We start from the raw sequence: 19777 nt of genomic DNA on the forward strand, positions 1-19777 counted from the left end.
ACGTGACGGGCGGTGGGGCCAGGGGGCAGGATGGGGCGCATGTGCGGTCGCTTCGTCTCCACCACCACCCCGTCCGATCTGGCGGACCTGCTGCGCGCCTCGGTGTGGCCGGCGGCGGAGGCCCTGGCGCCGTCCTGGAACGTGGCGCCGACCGACCGGGTGCCCGGTGTGCTGGAGCGGGTCGACCGGGAGACCGGGGAGCTCACCCGGCAGGTGCGGTCGCTGCGGTGGGGGCTGGTGCCGTCCTGGTCCAAGGACCCCGGCTCCGGGGCCCGGATGATCAACGCCCGGGTGGAGACGGCGCACGAGAAGCCCGCGTTCCGCAAGGCGTTCAAGGAACGGCGCTGCGTGGTGCCCGCCGACGGCTACTTCGAGTGGCGGCCGGTCCCGGCGGCCGAGGGGTGCAAGGCGTACAAGCAGCCGTACTACCTGCACCGGCCCGACGGCGGTCTGCTGCTGATGGCGGGGCTGTACGAGTTCTGGCGCGACCGCGCGGTGGAGCACGACGACGACCCGGCCGCCTGGCTGGTCACCTGCACCGTGCTGACCACCGAGGCGACCGACGCGGCCGGCCGGATCCACGACCGGATGCCGGTCACCCTGGCCGCCGACGCCCTGGGCGCCTGGCTGGACCCGTCCGTCACCGACCCCGGGGAGGTGCGCGACCTGCTGCACGCGCCGGCCGGCGAGCTGAGGGTGCGGCCGGTGGCCACGACGGTCAACAGCGTGCGCAACGACGGCCCGCGGCTGCTGGACCCGGTCGAGGACCCGCTGCCGGAGGTCACCGGGGGCCACTACACCTGAGCGGCGGCCGGATTGTCGGTGGCACGCGCTAGCGTCGGGGCATGTCGATCACCACGGTGTCGATCACCGCACACCTGCGCGACTCGGTGGCACTGCCGGGCGGCGCCGCACTGGTCAACGGCTTCGCCCTGGAGCGCCGCGCGGACGGGTCGCGCCGCGCGCTGCTGCGGCACGGGCGGGAGCTGGAGGTGTACGACCTCGACGAGTTGTTCGCCGGGGAGCGCGCGCCGGCCGCGGTCTTCCCGGTGCCCCGGCCCGAGTGGGAGTACGGCGGCCGGTCGGTGAGCCCCGACGGCTCGTTCGCGGTCTTCGCCGACCAGCGGGCCGTGCGGGCCGTCGCGCGGGACGGGTCGACGCTGTGGGAACACCCGCACGACTGCTGGGGATTCGGGGGCGCCCACCCGCACACCGGCGGCGAGCGGGAGCCGTGCCCCGGCCCGGAACACGGCTCGTGCCGGATCTCCGACGACGGCCGGCTGGTGTGGGCGCACGTCGCCTCCGCGTCGGCGGCGCAGCGCTGCCGCGAGCACTGGGTCGTCCTGGACGCCGGGGACGGCGGGGAGTTGGCCCGGCTGCCACTGCGGAGCGACTCCTCCGGCTCGCACCAGCTCTCCCACCCGGACGGCGCCCACGTCGGCCTCTGCATCGGCATGGGCCAGGACGGCGTGGAGCTCCACTGGGCCCGCTGGGACGGCGCGGAGCTCAGCAGTTGGGGCGTCAACGAGGACCTGGACCGCATCCTGGCGGACGTCCACCCGGGCCACCCGGGCTTCCTGACGGTCGAACACGGCGGCTGCGACCTGCGGCTGCACGCGCTGGACGGCACCGTGCTCGCCCACCGGGAACCCGAGCAGGGCGAGGACGGCGACCCGCTCTGCTGGGACCACGGCTGCGGCTTCGTCGACGCCGACACCGTCATCGCCTCCACGCTCGACTCCGACGACGATCCGGAGCACGCCCGGCACTGGCTGCTGGACGCCCGCACCCTGGAGATACGCGGGAGGATCGGCTATCCCGGCGGCCCCGTCGACAGCTGTGTGCACCCGCTCGGGGACGGCACCTGGCTGACGTACGACGACGCGAACGGGACGCTCGACCGCTGGAGCGCGGCCGGGGGGTGACCGCGTCAGACCGGCCGGTCCAGCGGGAGGGCCATCTCCAGCTCGCGCGCGGCCGGGTCGAGCGGGTACGGCTTGGTGGCGCCGGTGAAGTCGAAGCCGCGGCGGCGGTAGAAGGCACCGGCCCGGGCGTTGTCCTCGTGCACGGTGAGCAGTAGCCGCCGCGCCCCGGCCTCGTCGCGCGCCCAGGCGACGACGGCGTCCAGCAGCAGGTCTGTCACCCCGCGCTCGCGGCCGCGGTGCTCCGGGGCGACCCAGACGCCGACCAGCAGCGCCGTACCGGGCTCGGGGGTGAAGCCGATCATCGTACCGACCCACTCCCCCGGCGTCCCGGTGACGGCGACCAGGCCGATGCTGCCGGGCTCGTTCACCCGGCGGACCCTGGCCCGCCACTCCTCCTCGCCGTGGGCGAGCGCCGTCTCGTGCGTCTCCAGGAAGGCCATGGGCGTGTCGAGCAGCTGTGCGAGGCGCACCTCCCGCAGCCGCTCCCAGTCCGCCGGGCCGATCCGTTCGATCCGGTAGCTCATGGCCGCGCCTCCCCGTGGTGATCATCATTCCTGCGGTTCAGGAGCATAGGCCACCGGCGGCGGACGCCGACAGCGCGTCGGCAGGGCTCCGACAAAGCGCCGGCAGGGCGTCGGCGCAGGTCAGGGGCGGCCCGGTGGATAGGCTGCCGGAAAGGCGGGCGCACGTACCGCCCCGGTCCCGCCGTCGAAGGAGCCCGCCATGCCGACCGCCCCCGCCGCCGCAGCCCAGGACGCCGCCGGACCGTCGATCGCGCGGTTCGGGCTGGGCACCGCGGCCGTCGGGCGGCCCGGCTACATCACGCTCGGCCGCGGCCTCGACCTGCCCGCCGAGCGCACCGTCGACGCCCTGCGCGAGCGCACCCACGCCCTGCTCGACGCCGCCTTCGCGGCCGGGGTGCGCTACTTCGACACCGCCCGCTCCTACGGCCGCGCGGAGGAGTTCCTCGGCGGGTGGCTCGCCGCCCGCCCGCAGGCGGCGCGGGAGGTGACGGTCGGCAGCAAGTGGGGCTACACCTACACCGCCGACTGGCGGACCTCCGGTGTACCGGTGCACGAGGTCAAGGAGCACTCGACGGCGGTGTTCGACCGCCAGGTGGCGGAGACCCGGGCGCTGCTGGGCGGGCTGCCGGACGTCTACCTGGTGCACTCGGTCACGCCGGACAGCCCCGCGCTAACCGACCCCGTGCTGCACGCGCGGCTCGCCGCGCTGGCCGCCGGGGGCGTGCGGGTGGGCCTGTCCACCAGCGGCCCGGCGCAGGCCGCCGCGGTGCGGGCCGCCCTGGAGGTGACGGTCGACGGCCGCCCGCTGTTCGCGGCCGTGCAGTCCACCTGGAACCTGCTGGAGCCCTCCGCCGGCCCCGCGCTCACCGAGGCCCACGCGGCCGGGTGGCTGGTGGTGGTCAAGGAGGGCATGGCCAACGGCCGGCTCGCCGACCGCAACGCCACCGGCCCGGACACCGCCGCGCTGCGGGCCCTCGCGGCCCGCACCGGCGCGTCCTGCGACGCGCTCGCGCTCGCCGCCGTCGCCGCGCAGCCCTGGGCCGACGTGGTGCTCTCCGGCGCGGCCACCACCGGCCAGCTGGCCTCCAACCTGGAGGCCGTCGGGCTCGCCGTGGACGCCGCCGGCCTGGCCGGCCTCGCGGCGCTCGCCGAGCCGGCCGAGGAGTACTGGCGCACCCGCTCCGCGCTGCCCTGGGCCTGACGGCACCCGACACCCGGCACCCGACACCCGGCACCCGGTCGCCGCCCCCGTCAGCGCGCGGCGCGGCGGACCGTCAGCATGTCCTGGGTGTGGCCGATGGCGTAGCCGCCGTCCGGCCGGGTGAAGTGGCGCTCGACGTAGGCCGCCAGCTCGGCGCGCTCCGGCAGCGGGTCCATGGTGGCCAGGTCGGCCACGTTGACCATGAACTCGGCGACGTCCACGGCTTCGTCCAGCCGGTCGGTCCGGTAGTGCAGGTCGAGGGCCTCCAGCGCGTACGCGTACTCCGACGCGGCCCGGTCGGCGTCCTGGGCCGCCAGCTGCCCGGCCAGCGGCCCGAGGTCGTAGCGCACGCCCGTGAAGTGCGCGGCCATCCGCATGCAGGGGCTCTCCGGGTTCTGGAGCACCACCAGCAGCGCGCCGCCGGGCGCCACCCAGTCCCGCACCCGGCTCACGGTGGGCAGCCAGTCCTGCGGCGGCACGTAGTACAGCACGTGCGAGAGGTGGACCAGGTCCGCCGGCTCCGGCGGCTCGGCCGCCTCCACCGGCTCGGGCAGGACGAGCGCGTCGGGGCAGGCCAGCCGCAGCTTCTCGCGCATCGCCGCGCTCGGCTCGACGGCCACCGTGCGCTCGAAGTGCCGTGCCAGGTACGCGGTGGTGCGCCCCTCGCCCGCGCCCACGTCCAGCAGCACCCGGCGGCGGCCCAGCCCGGCGACGACCTCGCCCAGGCGGGCGTGGGTGAGCGGCTTCTCGTCGGTGCCCGCGAGGAACAGTTCGAACGCCCGGCGGTAGTCCGCGCCGGAAACGTCCAGCACCCGGACCGGACCGGCCCCCGCCGCCCTCGTACCCGTCCCCATCCGGTTCCCTCTCCCTCGGCTCGACGGCGTTCCCGTGCCGGGCCAGTGCACCCCGGCGCGGCGCGCCGCCGGTGCAGGCACGTTCCTGCCCGCGTGTCGCGCGGCGGACGGGGCGCCGCCGCACCCCGCTGGACCGCCGCCGTCCGACGGCCGTGCACGTCACGGCCACGTCCGCGATCGCCGCGCCCGGCACGCTCGGGGCAGCCGGCGCCACCGCGCCGCACCACCCCTCCGCACCACCCCGCCGGAAGGAAGACCGCCGCCCGTGTCCCGTACCGCCCGCCCCCGCCACTACCTGATGTGCCGTCCGACCCACTTCACGGTCGACTACTCGATCAACCCGTGGATGGAGCCGGCGAAGCCGACCGACGCCGCCCGGGCGGTCGCCCAGTGGGAGCGGCTCCACGCGCTCTTCCGGGAGCTCGGCCACACCGTCGAGCTGATCGAGCCGCTCCCCGGCCTGCCCGACATGGTGTTCGCGGCGAACGGCGCCACCGTCGTCGACGGCACCGCCCTGGTGGCCCGGTTCCGGCACCGCGAGCGCGCCGACGAGGCCCCCGCGTACCGGGAGTGGTTCCGCGCGCGCGGCTACCGGACGGTGGTGCGGGCCGAGTTCACCAACGAGGGCGAGGGCGACTACCTGCCGGTCGGCGGGCGGATCCTGGCCGGGACGGGCTTTCGCACCGACCGCCGGGCGCATGCGGAGGCGCAGCGCGTGCTCGGCCGCCCGGTGGTCACCCTGGAGCTGGTCGACCCGCGTTACTACCACCTGGACACCGCGCTCGCGGTGCTCGGCGACGACGAGATCATGTACTACCCGGCCGCGTTCTCGCCGGAGAGCCGCGGCACGCTCGCCGCGCTGTACCCGGACGCCGTGCTCGCCTCGGACGAGGACGCCGCCGTCTTCGGCCTCAACGCCGTCTCCGACGGCCTGCGGGTGGTCCTCCCGGAGGCGGCGGTCGGGCTGGCGGCGCAGCTGCGCGCGCGGGGTTTCGAGCCGGTCGGGATCGACGTCACCGAGCTGCTCAAGGCGGGGGGCAGCGTGAAGTGCTGCACCCTGGAGCTGCGCGGCGCCCCCGCCTGACCCGCCCTTTCCCGGGCTCCCTTTCCCGGGGCCGCCGACCGGAAAATCGGATGCGCTCCCCCGGCCGGACGGTGTTAGGGTCGTCCGGCCGGCCGCGGGACTCCGGTGCGACTTCCGGAATGTGCCTCTACCGCAATGATTCGCAGTTCGTGCCCCCATTCCCCGGCCGGCGCCACGACATCGCACGGGCGGAAAGGGGGCGGGTCGGTGGAGACGTACGGGGACCTGGTCGCCGCCGAGGACGTGCTGCTCTTCGTCAACGCCGCGATCACCGGCACCGGCCAGCGCGAGTTCCACGGCGGAGCCGCCGAGCAGCAGCTCTCGCTGGACTTCCTGCACACCTACATGTGCGTCAACTACCGGGGCCCGTACGCCGCCGCGCTCGCCCTCGACATCAACGACCACAACGCCGCCCTGATCGTCCGCCGACTGCTGGAGAGCTCCCGCGAGGCCACCGGGGAGCAGCGGCGCACCGAGGGCCGGCTGATCGCCCGCCGGCTGGCGCTGCTGCCGCCGCAGCGGGTCTACCGGCTGATCGGCGAGCTGCGCCGCGCCAAGGTCAACAACCGCCGCACCCGCGCCATCCTGCGCGACTGGCTGGCCGCGCGCCCCGACCAGACCCTCGACGCCGTCAAGTACCGGGCCGGGCTCAAGCGGGCACTGCGGCACGCCCATCTGCGGCCCGCCGAGGCGGAGACCGGCGACTTCCTGTACGCCCCGGGCCGGCGGGCCAAGTACCGGGCGCCGCTGCTGGACGCCTGGCGGCGCGCCCACCACCAGCAGGCCGCCGTCTTCGAACTCCCCTACACCGTCGCCGAGTCCTTCGCCCAGCGGCACGGCATCCCACGGGCCGCGTTCCTGGAGCGGATCGCGCCCCGGCTGACCGCCCTGGAGCGGCTGCGCCTCCAGGAGTCGGCCCGTGCCCACGGGGCCGGCGCCGTCGCCGCGGACCTCTCCCGGATGCCGCTCACCCGCCTCGCCTCGTACGCGCTGGGCCTGCCGCCCGCCGACCGGGCCGCCCGCCGCGCCGAGCTCACCGACGCCCTGCGCGCCTCGGCGCGCCGGGCCGCGCGCGCGGCCGGGGCGACCGAGGGCAGCTGGGGGCGGGTCACGGCCGTGCTGGACGACAGCTGGTCGGCGTACGGCTCGGGCGTCAAGCGCCGCCGGCCGCTGGCCGCCGCGCTCGCCTGCCACTTCCTGCTGGAGGCGCTGGCCGACGGGTACACCGCGCTGTGGACCTCCGGGCGCACCGACGCGCTGCTCGCCCGTCCGTCCGGCCCGACCCCGCTCGGCCGCCGGATCCTGGACGCGCTCGACACCGCGCCCCAGCGCCTGCTGATCGTCTCCGACGGCTGGGACAACGCCCCGCCGGGCCTGGCCGCCGAGGTGCTGCGGGTGTGGCGCACCCGGCTGGACCCGGAGCGCCGGACCAGCATCGTGCACCTCAACCCGGTCTACGACGCGGAGGGCTTCGACGTGCGCCGACTCGCCCCGACGGTGCCCACGGCCGGGCTGCGCGACGCCGAGGACCTGCCGGCGCTGGTCGAGTTCGCCCGCTTCGCCGAGGGCCGCACCGATCTCGCGGAGCTGACGGCGCACCTGGCCGTCCGCACCGCGCGCTTCCTGGCCGCCGCCCCGGAGGTGGCCGTCCGATGAGCGCCGCGCTCCCCGCCGCACGGTCCGCCTTCCGCCTCGACCTCACCGGCCTGGACACCCGGCCCGCCCAGGTGTGGGGCGGCGTGCGCCTGGTCCCGCTGGTGCGCCCGGAGCCGATCGCCGACCTGCGGCTGCACCAGGAGCTGTACGAGGACGAGTACGCCGCCGTCCCGGTCGGCCGCCGCGCCGCCTACCATTCCTACATCCCGCACGGCTTCGTCGCCGACTGGACGCGCGACGGCACCCCGGCGGCCGCCTACGGCACCCGGCTGGACGCGCCCGGCGCGCCCGGCGCGTCCGCCGCCCCGCCCGACCGCGTCCGGGTGCGGGTGCCGCGCCGCCTCGCCAAGCGCGAGGGCCGCACCCGGCTGCGCTTCCTGCCGCTGCACCTCGCTCTGGACGGCTACCTCGCGCTGCACTTCGGCGGCCCTACCGTCACCTGGGAGCAGTGGTCCGAGCGGGCCCTGCGGCGCGGCCTGTCCCCGCGCGCCGAGGAGGCCTACGCCGGCGGGCAGGTCCGCGGCCTCGCCGACGCGCTGCGGGTGTTCGAGCTCCACCCCGGCCAGTGCGGCCTGGTGGTGTACGTCGCCGACGCCCTCGCCGCCGCCTTCGTCGTCCCGCACCCCGACGACTACCGCGCCCTGCACCGCACCCTGCTGCTCGACCTCTACGGCGAACTGATCCACCACTACGCCCTGCTGTCCGCCGCCGTCCCGGACTTCCGCGCCGACCTGCGCACGGAGGGCCCGATCACCTCGACCGCCGACCTGCGCGCCGCCGTCGGCCGCCAGGAGCGCGCCTGGGCCGCCTTCCACGACGGCACCATGGCGGGCGGCCTGCTGGACACCGTCTACCGGGCCCGCACGGTCCGCCGCCTCGACCGCTTCACCCTCGCCCGCTTCCTGCCGGACTTCCGGCCCCGCGAGGAGAACCACATCGGCGAGGCGATCACCGACGAGCTCGGCCGCGTCGCCTACCTCAAGACCTTCCGCCTCTCCGAACCCCAGGTCCGCCGCGGCTACCTGCTGGACCGCCTCGCCGCGCACGACTGGCACCTTCCCGCCACCGCCGCCGCCCTGAACCTCACCGAGCCCCAGCTCGCCGTCCGGCTGGAGGGCGCGGGCTTCGGCGAGCTGCTGCGCAAGGACGTTCTGGACCACTACCGCCGGGCGGCGCGCGGGTAGCGCGCGGATTCGGGGGAGGTGACCCGGTCGGCGTGGGCGCTACTCGACGGTAGGGAGTTCCCGGCGGCCCGGCAAGACCTCGGGCGCGTGTTGCTGACGAATTGTCAACAACTGCCGCCCCGCGCCTTGACGGTGTGCGGACACCGCTCTACAACGTAGTCAACTCCCCGGCGCCGGGCCCCACTTCTCCGGCGCACCGGGACGTCCGCCCGCTCGCCCCCACCGAGAACGAGGCACCCCCATGCGCATGCACCCCTGCCTTGCCCTGGCCGCGGCCGCCGCCACCCTGGCCGTCGGCGCCCTCCCGGCCGCCGCGACTCCCGTCGCGACTTCCGCCGCGACCCCCGCCGCCGGGCCCGTGCTGACCGCCGGCGGAACGGCCGTCGGCGTCGGCGACATCCTGCTCGCACCGCTCGCCACGGGCACCCGCGCCGTCTTCTCCTCGGACACCACCGGCTCGACCGGGGTCTTCTGCGGCGTCTCCCCGCTGACCGCCAAGGTCCTCGGCAACCCCGCCGCGCCGGGCACCGCCACCGCGTCCCTGACCGGTCTGACCTTCGGCTCCTGCACGGCCAACGTCACCGGCGTCACCTCGGTCAAGAGCCTCACCGTCGGCAACCTCGCCTACAACGTCGCGGTCGCCGACTCCGCCGGCCTGCCCGTCACCCTCACCGCCGGGCCGGCCGGACCGATCCAGGCCTCGGCCGTGCTGAACAGCTGGTTCGGCACCCTCACCTGCACCTACCAGCTCAGCGGCGACTTCACCGGGACCGCCGACAACACCGCGCACGCCCTGGTCTTCCGCAACGCCCACTTCGTCAAGAGCGGCGGATCGGCGCTCTGTCCCGGCGACGGCTACTTCTCCGCGACCTACGGCCCGATGACCGACTCCACCCAGCCCGGAGGACCGGCGGTCTCCGTGAACTGACCGCCACGACCCGGCCCGCGAGCGGTGCGCCCCCGCCCACCGCTCGCGGGCCGCCGTCCGAACGCCCACCGCGCTGCTGGAGGTCACGGCGATCCGCCGGGCCGTGGGGGGCGCCGCGACCTGGTCACCGTGCTCTCCTGCGGCGCGGCCGCTGAGACCCCGCTGGTGGGCGGCGGCGGGACGGACGGACCTGCGGGAGGGCTTCGCCGCCGCGCTGCGGACACGGCCGCGTCCGGACGTCGTCGTGGTGCCGACCGACGGCCGGACGCCCTGGCCGACGGCCCGACGGCGGGCGAGCGGCGGCGGCGGACCGGGCCATGGGTCAGGCGATCTTGGCGCAGAGGGGTTCGGCCGAGCCGTGGTCGATGGTGAGGGTGCGGTAGCCGGTGGCGCCGATGTCGACGGTGTAGACGCCGTCGACGGTGTAGAGGTCGCGGGGCAGGTTGCCCGCGCCGGCGCCGATGCCGAGCAGGATCGGGCCGTGGGCGCGCCAGGTCTGGGAGCCGTCGGGACGGTAGTCGACGTGCGAGCGGCCGCCGGCGTCGGCGTCGTGGTGGGCGCCGGTGAGGGTGTTGGTGAGCCGCATGACCAGGGCGCCCCGGTAGGCGACGCGGCGGACGGTGCCGTCGGGGTCGGCGGCCAGCACGTGCCGTTCGACGCGGTCGACGACGGGTTCGAGGTGCACCGGGAAGTCGCAGCGGGCGCCGGCCGGCAGGTCGAAGGACGGCGAGGGCCAGGGCTCCCAGCCGCCACGGCCGGCGGCACCGGCCGCCGGGGCGGCGGCCAGGCTCGCGGCCAGGGCGGCGACGGCGGTGGCGGCGGTCGCGAGGCGGAGCGGGATGCGGCGCATGATCGGTCTCCTGACGGGGCGTCGGAACGGTCGGCGGCCAGCCTGACAGTGGCCGCTCACCGGATTCTCACCATCCTCCCGGCCGGATCCGGACGGGTGGGGCATTTCGGCCACCCAAGGTGACCGGCGACGGCGCCGTCACCTTCACCACCGATGCCGGCGCCACCCGCGCACCCACCACCGGCAACCGCGGGCGCCGTAGGGTGGCCCGCCATGGAGTTCCGACTGCTCGGCCCGTTCGAGGCCGACCACCGCGGCGAGCCCGTCCTGGCCGGCACCCGGCGCCAGGAACGCTGCCTGCTGGCCGTCCTGCTGCTGGAGGACGGCCGGGTGGTCACCACCGAGCGGCTGATCGACCTGCTCTGGCACGGCAGCCCGCCCGCCTCGGCGCGCGGCACCGTGCACACGTACATCGGGCGGCTGCGCGCCCGGCTGCGCCCGCACGGGGTGGTGCTGGCGACCCGGCACGACGGGTACGCCCTCACGCCCGGCCCGCACGGCCTCGACGTCCGCGAGTTCCTCGACCTCACCGCCCGCGCGTCCGCGACCGGCGACCCGGCCGAGCGGCTGCGCTGCCACGACCGGGCACTCGCGCTCTGGCGGGGGCCGCTGCTCGCCGACGTGGCCGACGACGCGCTGCGCGGGCGGCTCGGCGGACGGCTGCTCCAGCTGCGACTGTCGGCCCTGGAGCAGCGGGCCGAACTCCTGCTGGCGATGGGCCGCCACGACCGCCTGCTCGCCGATCTCCCGCTCCACGACGGAGAGTTGACGAGCCTTGCGCCGCGCGAACGGCTGGTGCGCGCCGTGATGACGGCGCTGTACCGGGCGGGCCGGCAGGGCGAGGCGCTCGCCCTCTACCGGCACACCCGCCGCACGCTGGTGGAGACCCTGGGCGTGGAGCCGGGCGCCGAACTGGCCGCGCTGCACGAGCGGATCCTGCGCGCCGACCCCCGACTGGACCGGCCGCCGGCGCCGCTGTACGCGGTGCGGGTGGGCGAGGAGTGGCTGCCGTGGAGCGCGGGCGGGCACCCGGCGCTGGAGTTCTGCAACACCTTCGCCGGCTGGGGCGCCCCGGCCCCGCCGCCCGGATCCGACTGGCTGCGCCGCTACTCGACGCTCGCGGTCTGGGCCGGGCACCAGGACCTCGCGGCGCCGCCGCTGGTCGAGGCGCTGCTCCGGCAGGCCGCGCAGCACCCGGACGAGGCGGCGGCCGTGCTGACCGAGGCCCGCGCGTTCCGCTCCGCGCTGTACGCGTGCCTGACCGATCCGCAGGACGGGACGGCCTTCGGGGAGGTCGCCGCGGTGGTCCGGCGCGCCACCCGGGCGGCGGTGTTCACCCGGGGCGAGGACGGTCTGGCGCAGTGGCGGCTGCCGCCGTCGGCCGGGCTGCCGCTGCCGCTGTACGCGGCCGCCCGGGCGGCCGCCGAGCTGCTCGCCGAACCGCGCCGGCTGACCGTCCAGCGCTGCCCGAGCGCGGACTGCGGCTGGCTGTTCTTGGACGCGGGCGGACGACGGCGCTGGTGCAGTCTGGCGACCTGCGGGGCGGCGGCGGACCGGGGCACGCCGGCGCCCTGAACCGGTGCGCGGCCGGGACCGCCCGGCCGCGATGCCGCCCAACTACTTGACGAATGCATGACATTGACGGACCATCATGCTCGCGGCGCCGCACCCGCCTCCTTCACCGTTCCGTCCCTACGGACCCCCACAGGAGGACAGTCATGCGACTGCCCCGCCGAGGGAAGCCCGCCGCGGCCACCGCCGTCCTGCTGGCCCTCGCCCTCGCCGTCCCGCTCACCACCCAGGCCACGGCTCAGCCGGGCCCCGCCTCCGCCACCGCTTTCGACGCCGCCCGGCAGTACCGCCTCGACGGCCCCCGGACCGTCGCCGAGCGTACCGAGGTCGCCGCCACCGGCGCCTCCGTGGACGCCGTCCGGCCCGACTCACTGACCGTCACCGCCACCCCCGCCGAGGCCGCCCGGCTGCGCGAGCTCGGCTGGTCGCCCGTCCCGCTGCCGGGCCCCCGGTACGGCGTCGAGCCCGGCCTGGAGGGCGTCGGCGCGGCGCTGTACGACTTCCCGTCCGCCGACTCCGGCTACCACAACTACGCGGAGGCCGCGGCCGACATCGACGCCGTGGTCGCCGCCCACCCCGACATCATGAGCAAGCGGGTCATCGGCACCTCCTACGAGGGCCGGCCGATCGTCGCCGTCAAGATCAGCGACAACGTCGGCACCGACGAGAACGAGCCCGAGGTGCTGTTCACCGCCCACCAGCACGCCCGCGAGCACCTCACCGTCGAGATGGCGCTCTACCTGCTGCACGAGTTCGGCGACAAGTACGCCTCCGACAGCCGGATCGCGAACGCGGTCGACAGCCGGGAGATCTGGGTGGTCCCGGACCTCAACCCGGACGGCGGCGAGTACGACATCGCCACCGGCCGCTACCGCAGCTGGCGCAAGGACCGCCAGCCGAACCCGGGCAGCAGCTACGTCGGCACCGACCTCAACCGCAACTGGGACTACAAGTTCGGCTGCTGCGGCGGCTCCTCCGGCTCCACCTCCAGCGAGACCTACCGGGGCAACGCGCCGGAGTCCGCCAAGGAGGCCAAGGTAGTCGCCGACTTCGTGCGCAGCCGGGTGGTGGGCGGCAGGCAGCAGATCACCGCGGCCATCGACTTCCACACCTACAGCGAGCTGGTGCTCTGGCCGTTCGGCTGGACCACCGCCAACACCACCACCGGCATGACCGCCGACGAGTACAACACCTTCGCCACCCTCGGCCGGTCCATGGCCGCCACCAACAACTACACGCCCGAGCAGTCGAGCGACCTCTACATCACGGACGGGTCCATCGACGACTGGCTGTGGGGCGCGCAGCGGGTCTTCGCCTACACCTTCGAGATGTACCCCGGGCCGAACGGCGCCAGCGGGTTCTACCCGCCCGACGAGGTGATCGGGCGCGAGACCAGCCGCAACCGGGAGGCCGTGCTGCGGCTGGTGGAGACGGCCGACTGCGTCTACCGCGCGATCGGCAAGCAGCAGCAGTACTGCGGCATCGCCAACTGACGCTTCCAGCAAACCCTTCGGCTCCACCGAGCGGCCCACCCGGATCTCAGGTATCCGGGCGGGCCGCTTCCTCCTTGCCACACGGGAAACATGACACTCCGTTCAGGCCAACGGAAGGGCGTCGTCCGGTCATTCGGTCCGCCGAACGGACCGGACCGCCGTTCGAGTGTCACCATTCCCCCAGAAGGATGTGACATGTCACAGCGCGTCCGGCGTCCCGCCGCACGCTCTGTCCAGAGGAGGGAACCTGCCCATGCACCGTCGTCGCACCGCCGCCACCCTGGCCGGCGCCGCGGTCCTCGCCGCGCTGACCGCCACCACCGCCCCGTCCGCCGTCGCCGCCACCACCGGGCCCGCGGGCCCGCCCGGACCGTTCACCACCTGCGGGAGCCCGGGTGCGCCCGGCCTGCTGCAGACCCGCGCCTGTATCGACGTCAACGGCCTCCAGGTCCACCTCTACGGGCACGCCTACCCGACCAACCCGGCCTGGGTCCCGCAGAACGTCGGCTTCAAGATCTCCGGCACCGCGCCCGGCCTGCCCCCGGGCCCGCCCGTGTACACGACCGCCGTGGTGCCCTCCGGCGGCGCCTACGTCGGCGGGATCACCACCACCGCGACCTGTGGCAGCACGGTGACCGCCAACTTCAGTGTGGACAACGGCGGTTGGCCGCCGTCGCCGGCCACGGTCTCGGTCGTCATCCCCTGCTGATCCGGCCTCCGGCCCAACCGCGCTGCCCGACCCGTCCACCGGGCCGGGCAGCGCCCCCAGGGTGTGCCGATGAGTCTTCAGGCGATCGTCGGCTACGGACCCGCCGGAGCGGCCACGGCCCGCCTGCCGGCCGAACAGGGCCACACGGTACGGGTGGTCACCCGCTCGGGCCGCCCGGCCGAGCCCGGCGTCGAGCACGCAGCTGTGGAGGCCGCCCGCGGCGCCGCCCTCCACAGCTGCGCGAGACCCGCTACCAGTTCGACCACCCCTTCACCCTCGACACCACCCCCTGGACCACCACCTTCACCACCCGCCCCACCCCCCTGGACACCCAACTCCGCACCACCATCGCCTGGTGGCGCGACCGCCTCACCCCTGCCTGACCCTCACCCACCGCCGCCCCCGGCGCCCAGCGGCCCCGCCGTCCGTGTACCTTCGGTGCGGCCGGTGCCATCAGAGCCGCGTTCCCGGAGGGGGAAACCATGACGAATGCCGGTCTCGTCCATCACATACGGATGCTGCGGGCAGGGGTCGGCGACCCGGCGGTGATGCTCGCCCAGTTCCGGCTGAGCGCACTACTGGTGCCGCGATGGGGTGAGGAGGCCGTGTGGAGCGCCGACGAAGGCGGCCTGCGATGGATCCTCGCGTTCACTTCGGAGGCCGAACTGGCCTCCTTCGCACGGACGAAGGGCCTTCCGGTGGAGGGGCTTCCCTACCTGACGGTCCTCGGTTCGCGGCTGTTGGACGTGGCGGTGCCGGAGCTGGGAAGGCCCGGTGGGGTCGCGTTGGACATCGCGGGTCCCGAGCCGATGCTCTTCCCGCCCATGCGGGGCATCGTGCCGGATGCGGCGGCCATCGACGGCCCGCCGACGACAACAGGGGGAGTCGATGGCTGGATTCGGGGTTGACCCGCAAGCGCTGAAACTCGCGGAGGAAGGCATCAACGCGGCGATCGCAGAACTACAGGGATTAGGAATCGCCGGCCTGGCGGAATCGGGCCGCGGGTTCTCCGAGTTGGACCTGACCGGGATGGAGGCAGGTCACCCCGACCTCCACTCCGTCTTCACGGGCTTCTGCGAACGCTGGTCCTGGGGAGTGCGGGCCCTGGTCCAGGAGGGCTCCGAACTCGCCCTGAAACTTGGACTTTCCGCCGGTTTCTACCACGAGCAGGAGCGCTATGCGAACGGACTGCTGAAGGACGTCGTCGCCGCGAACATCGGCAACCCGCACCAGACCGAGGAGCAGGTCGAGGGCAAGTCCTGGAACCAGATCTGGGGCGACAACCAGTACACCCAGCTCACCAATCCGGACTTCTCGCCGCAGTCCGCCGACAAGGCCCTCGACGGGATCGGGAAGACGTGGAAGGACGTCGCGCAGGAGAAGCTCGAAGGCCCCTTCGGGATCAACAAGAAGATCGCCGAGGCGTCGGCAGGTGATCACTGATGGGCCTGCACTTCAGCATCACCGACGCGGTCGACGCTGCCGAGAACTTCGTCGACACCAACCTCAAGGCCGGCGCGAAGGCGGTACAGAAGGGCTCCCACCTGGTCGGGGGCGCGCTGGACGGCGTCGGTCTGCACGGTGCCGCGCAGAGCGTGAACGGCTGGGGCGACGGGGTCGCGGACGAGGCCGGCCTGAAGGTCGGCGAACGGAACCTGGATCAGAGTGCCGATCCCAAGGAGCTCGTGCACGGTGATGCCGGGAGGATCAACCAGGCCGCCACGCACCTGAAGAAGTTCCACGACGCCTTCGAGAAGACCGGCACCGGCCTGGCCCGGCTCGACCACGAACACTGGACCGGACCGGCGGCGGAGGCGTTCCAGAAGGTCTTCGACCCGCAGCCCAAGCGCTGGCTGACCGCGGCCGACGCCTGCGGCAAGGCCGCCACCGCGTTGGAGGGCTACGCCCACACCGTCACCTGGGCCCAGGGCGAGGCCGCGGAGGCCGCACGGCTGTGGAAGGAGGCGAAGAAGAAGCACGACTCGGCGGTCAAGGCCGCCATGCAGGCCGCCCTCGCCTACGACCTCCAGGTCAAGTCCTACAACGCCACCCCGGCCGATCAGCGCCCCGCGAATCCGCCCGCCAAGCCCGGCGAGTTCAGGAGCCCGGCCGAAGAGGCGTTCCGGCACGCCGAGGAGAAGCTGAACGCGGCGCGCGCACAGAGGGACTCCGCGGCGCGCACCGCCGCCACGGCGATCTCCGCCGCCACCCAGTCGGCGCCGCCCATGCCGAGCAGGACGGAGATCCTCAAGGCCGATCTTAAGGACGGACTCACCGCCGCTCCGGTGTCGCTCCTCCACTTCGGCGGTGGCGTGGTCAAGTCCGGCACCGATCTCATCAAGCTCGGCCGGTCGCTGAACTTCCTCGACCCGTACAACCTCTCCCACCCCAGCCAGTACCTCCAGGGCCTGTCCACGACCACCGCCGGCCTGATCCAGGCCGGGGACCATCCGGTCGACCTGCTGAAGGGCCTGGTCGGCAGCGGCTGGGGCAGCGACCCTTCCGAGGCCGGCGGCCGCCTCACCGGCAACCTCCTCCTCGGCGGGGGAACCGGCGGCACCGGAGCCGCTGCCACCCTCGCCGAACGCGAGGCCGCCGCCGCGGCCAGGGCCGCAGCCGAGAAGGCGGCCCGCGAAGCGGCGGAGCGGGCCGCGAAGGAGGCCGCCGAGAAGGCGGCCAAGGAGGCAGCGGCGAAGGCGGCCAAAGCGGCGGCGGACAAGGCCTCCAAGGAGGCTGCCGAGAAGGCTCTTGAGGAAGCCGCGAAAAAGGCCGCCGCGGTCAAACCCGTCCTGCCGTCACCGACGAACCTGACCGGCCTCCCCGAGGGCTGGAGCCTCAAGGCCCCGCCCCACCCTCCGGCCGACGCGATACCCACCGGCCCCGTCAAAGTCCCGTCCCAACCGGTCCCGCACCCCGAGCCCCTCCCGCCGGACGCGGGGCCCGCCGGAACACCCCCCGCTTCCCACCTCCCGGAGGCCGTGCCGGCCAAGTCCGGCGAGCCTGCCCCGAACAGCGGCGTCCAGACCGATCCACTGCGGAGCGATGCGCCACCGCTCTCGACCGAAGACTTCAACAAGCTCGACCTCTCCGACAAAATAAAGGTCGCCGAGGCGGAAACATCGAAGAATGCCAAGACCTTCGAGAACGACGCTGCGGCAGTGAGGTACGGCGCCGACGAGTGGAACGACTATGCCGCGAGCCTTCCCGAGTCACAGCGAAGAGCCGTCTACGACTACACCTGCGAACGGCAGGCCACTGACGGGCCGACCTACCACGAACTCAACGGCTACCTCCGCTCCGGGAACGGCGAGACTCCCGAAGTCCTGCAGCACATCGCCGAGATCGACCAAGCACTGGCAGGGCACCCGACCCCGGAGACCGTCATGGTCAGTCGTGGGACAAACCTCTACCATATTCCCATGGAACCCTCCCAAATGGTCGGAAATATCTTCACGGAAGAAGCGTTCACTTCGAGCTCCCTGGGTACAGCAGCCTTTTCCGGGAAGGATGCAGTACTTCACCTTCGGGTTCCCGAAGGTACACCGGCGCTCTGGGTGGAGAAAGTCTCCTACTACGGCATGGGAGAACGGGAGGTTCTCCTGGGGCGAGGCCTGAGATGGCGCGCCGATCGCGTTTTTCCGGACGAAAACGGACAGTGGCAGATCTATGGGGATATCGTTCCCTGATTGAGAGAAATCATCGTGGACCGTGATCGGGAAAATCCTCGCCTTCGCGAGGATATGCAGTTCAAGGTGGTCGACGGGCCGGCCGACTATGCGTACCGAACCGACAAGCCTGTCGAATACGTGACGATCGCCAACGAGACCAGCGGAGCGCTCGGCTATCTCTGGGTGTCCGACGCGGACGACGCGGCCGGCTGGGTGGGGCGGCCTGCCGTCGCGATCGAGGCATCGAACAGTGCTGGATATTGGCTGATCAAGATGCGCGCGGCCAAGGCACGCGACTTGCCCCCTTCGCAAGCCCTGGCGGAACTGTCCGACGACCGCCCCGGTGGGCAGATCGGATTCGTCGTGCCGGGTTCGCGGTCGAGGGCCGAGTCGGTCGGTGACCTGCGGGAGAAGGCCCGAGAGGGGTGGCAACCCCCGGCTCGCACCACGCCTCCACCACGCGGCCGCGGCTGACCAACGGCTTCGGGTGGCGGCCCCCTCCGGCGCCGCCACCCGACGAGTGGGCGTGTCAGCCCTCGTTCTGGGCCATCCCCATGACGCATCCCAGGTCACGGAGTGGCAAGCAGAGTGAGACCGCGCTCACGGGGTTGAGCCGAAGGTCGAGGCCGTCGAACCCGGTGGCCAGATCCCGGCCGGACATGAGGACGGCCTCCGCCCAATGGCGCGGGACGTGATCCTGCGACGTACAGGCATCCAGACCTTCCCTCCCGTTCGCCCCGAGGGTCACCAGTGGTGCGCCCGTCTCGGCGTCAGGACAGACCAGCAGCTCGGAATCCAGCATGGCGGTCAGGAGTTCCGACGGATCCCCCGCACCGGAGGAAAGCCGGTCCAGTGCGGTCTCCACGGCTGTCGGAAGCTGCTGCGGCACCGTCTGCGACCCGCCGCTCCGGATCCCGAGGAGACGCGCACGGAACACACTCGCGCGAACCGCCGGATCCGGTTCGTCGATGAGAGCGGGGCCGGCCAGACGCCAGGCCGTCGCGACCGAGCCGCTCCACCCCGAGAATACGGCCGTCACCGCCACGGGGTCGGCGTGGGTGAGCAGCTCGAAGTCGTCGAGCACTTCCTCGGCCATGCCTGCGCGGACCGCCTGGTGCAGAACGAGGCCGAGGCCTGAGGGGTCCGCACGGGTGAAGTCCGGGGAGGCGTCGGGGAGTCGGGGAACCGTGCCGGCCAGGGTGCGGGCCAGTCGTAGCGGATCGGCGGGGACGACTTCGGCCGTGACCGTGTCCCTCAGCGGACCCGGCGGCAACCACCACGCTCTGCCGTCGGCCCGGTCCGGCGGCAGGATCCGGGCCGCCGCCGCGACCGCTTCCGCTCCCGCCGCCGCCGACCACTGCGCCAAGGTGAGCGGCTGGACGGCGGCGGCGAGGACGCCGAGCGCGGAGCGCGCGGGATCGCCCGCAGCGGCCCACCAGGCGGCGTGAACACCGGCGCTCCCCGCCCCGGGCACGCCCGCCAGGATCCTGGCGGCAAGCAGCGCCGAGCCGGGGCTGGGGTAGACGTCCGACGCTTCGAAGAACGACGGGCCGCGCTGCTTCCCGTACCAGAGGGCGAAGAGGTCGGGGTCGGTCCACTCGGGCTTCGTGAGGTCCAGCACCGCGGCCGCGGGGACGGGATCCCACAGGCCGTCCCCGCCCTCGGCCACCAGCCGCAGGCCCGGTACCTCCGGCAGACGTCCCAGCACCTGGGCGGCGATGGCCCCGGGTTCGGCCGAACGGTCGAGGTCCCGCAGGAAGAGCAGTCTGGGGCGAGAACTCTCCCGCAGCGCCCGGACGAGATCGGCCGGTCCGTCCGCCGTCACGCCCAGCCGCGCGGCCAGCCGCCAGACCACGGCCTCCGCCGTCATCCCCGCCAGGGAGAACGCCGCATCGGGCCGCCGGGAGGGTGGGCCACCGGGGATACCGCAGGCTTCCCCCAACCAGGTCAGGAGGTGGGACTTGCCGATGCCCGGTGGTCCCGAGACCACACAGAGCCCCGGAGCCCTCGGATCGGCGAGCAGGTCGAGCAGCGCGAGGCCGGCGGGTCTGCGCCCGGCTGCCAGCGCCGGCAGTCGATGTCCCGCATCGCTCATGATTCCCCCGTCCCGGTTCACGCGGCGGTGGGAT

Annotated in this window: 18 protein-coding genes; 14 read left to right on the forward strand and 4 right to left on the reverse strand. The window is 74.0% G+C overall.

Annotated elements, in window-relative coordinates; translation table 11 throughout:
- Positions 1 to 39 precede the first annotated feature (39 nt).
- Together ACFCLZ_RS04390 and ACFCLZ_RS04395 are read left to right on the forward strand one after the other, a co-directional pair.
- Positions 40 to 804: an SOS response-associated peptidase gene (locus ACFCLZ_RS04390; protein WP_380283316.1), complete on the forward strand. Its 765-nt coding sequence runs from the start codon at positions 40 to 42 to the stop codon at positions 802 to 804.
- 41 nt (positions 805 to 845) lie between these two features.
- Positions 846 to 1925 carry a hypothetical protein gene (locus tag ACFCLZ_RS04395; protein WP_380283317.1) on the forward strand — a complete coding sequence of 360 codons (1080 nt, stop codon included), beginning with the start codon at positions 846 to 848 and terminating at the stop codon, positions 1923 to 1925.
- 5 nt (positions 1926 to 1930) lie between these two features.
- On the opposite strand, the gene ACFCLZ_RS04400 is transcribed toward ACFCLZ_RS04395, so the two are convergent.
- Positions 1931 to 2449 (reverse strand): GNAT family N-acetyltransferase, encoded by a 519-nt coding sequence (locus ACFCLZ_RS04400; protein ID WP_380283318.1) that lies wholly within the window; start codon positions 2447 to 2449, stop codon positions 1931 to 1933.
- A gap of 199 nt (positions 2450 to 2648) precedes the next feature.
- Between ACFCLZ_RS04400 and ACFCLZ_RS04405 the strand changes: the two genes are divergently transcribed.
- On the forward strand, positions 2649 to 3650 hold the full coding sequence (locus tag ACFCLZ_RS04405) for an aldo/keto reductase (protein WP_380283320.1): 1002 nt from the start codon (positions 2649 to 2651) through the stop codon (positions 3648 to 3650).
- Between the two features lie 50 nt (positions 3651 to 3700).
- Here the strand turns inward: ACFCLZ_RS04405 and ACFCLZ_RS04410 are convergent, their stop codons facing one another.
- The gene (locus ACFCLZ_RS04410) at positions 3701 to 4504 is read right to left on the reverse strand and encodes a class I SAM-dependent methyltransferase (protein WP_380283321.1); all 804 of its coding nucleotides are present in this window, start codon (positions 4502 to 4504) and stop codon (positions 3701 to 3703) included.
- A gap of 265 nt (positions 4505 to 4769) precedes the next feature.
- On the opposite strand from ACFCLZ_RS04410, the gene ddaH reads away from it, so the two are divergent.
- From ddaH to ACFCLZ_RS04430, 4 genes are all read left to right on the forward strand, one after another.
- Complete coding sequence (ddaH, locus tag ACFCLZ_RS04415; RefSeq protein ID WP_380283323.1) at positions 4770 to 5588, forward strand: dimethylargininase; 819 nt, start codon at positions 4770 to 4772, stop codon at positions 5586 to 5588.
- 207 nt (positions 5589 to 5795) lie between these two features.
- Positions 5796 to 7244 (forward strand): hypothetical protein, encoded by a 1449-nt coding sequence (locus tag ACFCLZ_RS04420; RefSeq protein WP_380283324.1) that lies wholly within the window; start codon positions 5796 to 5798, stop codon positions 7242 to 7244.
- Positions 7241 to 8428 (forward strand): hypothetical protein, encoded by a 1188-nt coding sequence (locus ACFCLZ_RS04425; RefSeq protein ID WP_380283326.1) that lies wholly within the window; start codon positions 7241 to 7243, stop codon positions 8426 to 8428. The genes ACFCLZ_RS04420 and ACFCLZ_RS04425 overlap by 4 nt, the downstream gene beginning before the upstream one ends.
- Before the next feature lie 241 nt (positions 8429 to 8669).
- Positions 8670 to 9356, forward strand: coding sequence for a Tat pathway signal sequence domain protein (locus ACFCLZ_RS04430; RefSeq protein WP_380283327.1), 687 nt, complete (start codon positions 8670 to 8672; stop codon positions 9354 to 9356).
- A 322-nt stretch (positions 9357 to 9678) separates the two neighbouring features.
- Here the strand turns inward: ACFCLZ_RS04430 and ACFCLZ_RS04435 are convergent, their stop codons facing one another.
- Positions 9679 to 10206 carry a hypothetical protein gene (locus ACFCLZ_RS04435; RefSeq protein WP_380283328.1) on the reverse strand — a complete coding sequence of 176 codons (528 nt, stop codon included), beginning with the start codon at positions 10204 to 10206 and terminating at the stop codon, positions 9679 to 9681.
- A gap of 213 nt (positions 10207 to 10419) precedes the next feature.
- Between ACFCLZ_RS04435 and ACFCLZ_RS04440 the strand changes: the two genes are divergently transcribed.
- The 7 genes from ACFCLZ_RS04440 (at position 10420) to ACFCLZ_RS04470 (ending at position 18122) form a co-directional block, all read left to right on the forward strand.
- Complete coding sequence (locus ACFCLZ_RS04440; RefSeq protein ID WP_380283330.1) at positions 10420 to 11781, forward strand: BTAD domain-containing putative transcriptional regulator; 1362 nt, start codon at positions 10420 to 10422, stop codon at positions 11779 to 11781.
- Positions 11782 to 11924: 143 nt separating this feature from the next.
- Positions 11925 to 13271 (forward strand): M14 family metallopeptidase, encoded by a 1347-nt coding sequence (locus ACFCLZ_RS04445; protein ID WP_380283331.1) that lies wholly within the window; start codon positions 11925 to 11927, stop codon positions 13269 to 13271.
- Positions 13272 to 13524: 253 nt separating this feature from the next.
- Entirely contained in the window at positions 13525 to 13980 is a 456-nt protein-coding gene (locus ACFCLZ_RS04450; RefSeq protein WP_380283333.1) for a hypothetical protein, read from the forward strand.
- Positions 13981 to 14462: 482 nt separating this feature from the next.
- On the forward strand, positions 14463 to 14888 hold the full coding sequence (locus tag ACFCLZ_RS04455) for a hypothetical protein (RefSeq protein ID WP_380283334.1): 426 nt from the start codon (positions 14463 to 14465) through the stop codon (positions 14886 to 14888).
- A complete protein-coding gene (locus ACFCLZ_RS04460; protein ID WP_380283335.1) occupies positions 14869 to 15423 on the forward strand; it encodes a hypothetical protein in 555 nt (184 codons plus the stop codon). The genes ACFCLZ_RS04455 and ACFCLZ_RS04460 overlap by 20 nt, the downstream gene beginning before the upstream one ends.
- A complete protein-coding gene (locus tag ACFCLZ_RS04465; protein WP_380283336.1) occupies positions 15423 to 17666 on the forward strand; it encodes a putative T7SS-secreted protein in 2244 nt (747 codons plus the stop codon). The genes ACFCLZ_RS04460 and ACFCLZ_RS04465 overlap by 1 nt, the downstream gene beginning before the upstream one ends.
- Positions 17667 to 18122 (forward strand): hypothetical protein, encoded by a 456-nt coding sequence (locus ACFCLZ_RS04470; protein WP_380283337.1) that lies wholly within the window; start codon positions 17667 to 17669, stop codon positions 18120 to 18122. It begins immediately after the preceding gene.
- 55 nt (positions 18123 to 18177) lie between these two features.
- Here the strand turns inward: ACFCLZ_RS04470 and ACFCLZ_RS04475 are convergent, their stop codons facing one another.
- A complete protein-coding gene (locus ACFCLZ_RS04475) occupies positions 18178 to 19764 on the reverse strand; it encodes a hypothetical protein (protein WP_380283338.1) in 1587 nt (528 codons plus the stop codon).
- Positions 19765 to 19777 lie beyond the last annotated feature (13 nt).

The organism is Kitasatospora purpeofusca (assembly GCF_042691725.1).
Taxonomy (GTDB): Bacteria; Actinomycetota; Actinomycetes; order Streptomycetales; family Streptomycetaceae; genus Kitasatospora; species Kitasatospora purpeofusca_B.

What these genes read in the sequence shown, in the direction of transcription:
- ACFCLZ_RS04450 (WP_380283333.1), top strand. Translation starts at nt 13,525, where the DNA reads ATGCACCGTCGTCGCACCGCCGCCACCCTGGCCGGCGCCGCGGTCCTC.
- ACFCLZ_RS04430 (WP_380283327.1), top strand. Translation starts at nt 8,670, where the DNA reads ATGCGCATGCACCCCTGCCTTGCCCTGGCCGCGGCCGCCGCCACCCTG.
- ACFCLZ_RS04440 (WP_380283330.1), top strand. Translation starts at nt 10,420, where the DNA reads ATGGAGTTCCGACTGCTCGGCCCGTTCGAGGCCGACCACCGCGGCGAG.
- ACFCLZ_RS04425 (WP_380283326.1), top strand. Translation starts at nt 7,241, where the DNA reads ATGAGCGCCGCGCTCCCCGCCGCACGGTCCGCCTTCCGCCTCGACCTC.
- ACFCLZ_RS04465 (WP_380283336.1), top strand. Translation starts at nt 15,423, where the DNA reads ATGGGCCTGCACTTCAGCATCACCGACGCGGTCGACGCTGCCGAGAAC.
- ACFCLZ_RS04410 (WP_380283321.1), bottom strand. Translation starts at nt 4,504, where the DNA reads ATGGGGACGGGTACGAGGGCGGCGGGGGCCGGTCCGGTCCGGGTGCTG.
- ACFCLZ_RS04455 (WP_380283334.1), top strand. Translation starts at nt 14,463, where the DNA reads ATGACGAATGCCGGTCTCGTCCATCACATACGGATGCTGCGGGCAGGG.
- ACFCLZ_RS04395 (WP_380283317.1), top strand. Translation starts at nt 846, where the DNA reads ATGTCGATCACCACGGTGTCGATCACCGCACACCTGCGCGACTCGGTG.
- ACFCLZ_RS04405 (WP_380283320.1), top strand. Translation starts at nt 2,649, where the DNA reads ATGCCGACCGCCCCCGCCGCCGCAGCCCAGGACGCCGCCGGACCGTCG.
- ACFCLZ_RS04400 (WP_380283318.1), bottom strand. Translation starts at nt 2,449, where the DNA reads ATGAGCTACCGGATCGAACGGATCGGCCCGGCGGACTGGGAGCGGCTG.
- ACFCLZ_RS04435 (WP_380283328.1), bottom strand. Translation starts at nt 10,206, where the DNA reads ATGCGCCGCATCCCGCTCCGCCTCGCGACCGCCGCCACCGCCGTCGCC.
- ACFCLZ_RS04460 (WP_380283335.1), top strand. Translation starts at nt 14,869, where the DNA reads ATGGCTGGATTCGGGGTTGACCCGCAAGCGCTGAAACTCGCGGAGGAA.
- ACFCLZ_RS04390 (WP_380283316.1), top strand. Translation starts at nt 40, where the DNA reads ATGTGCGGTCGCTTCGTCTCCACCACCACCCCGTCCGATCTGGCGGAC.
- ACFCLZ_RS04445 (WP_380283331.1), top strand. Translation starts at nt 11,925, where the DNA reads ATGCGACTGCCCCGCCGAGGGAAGCCCGCCGCGGCCACCGCCGTCCTG.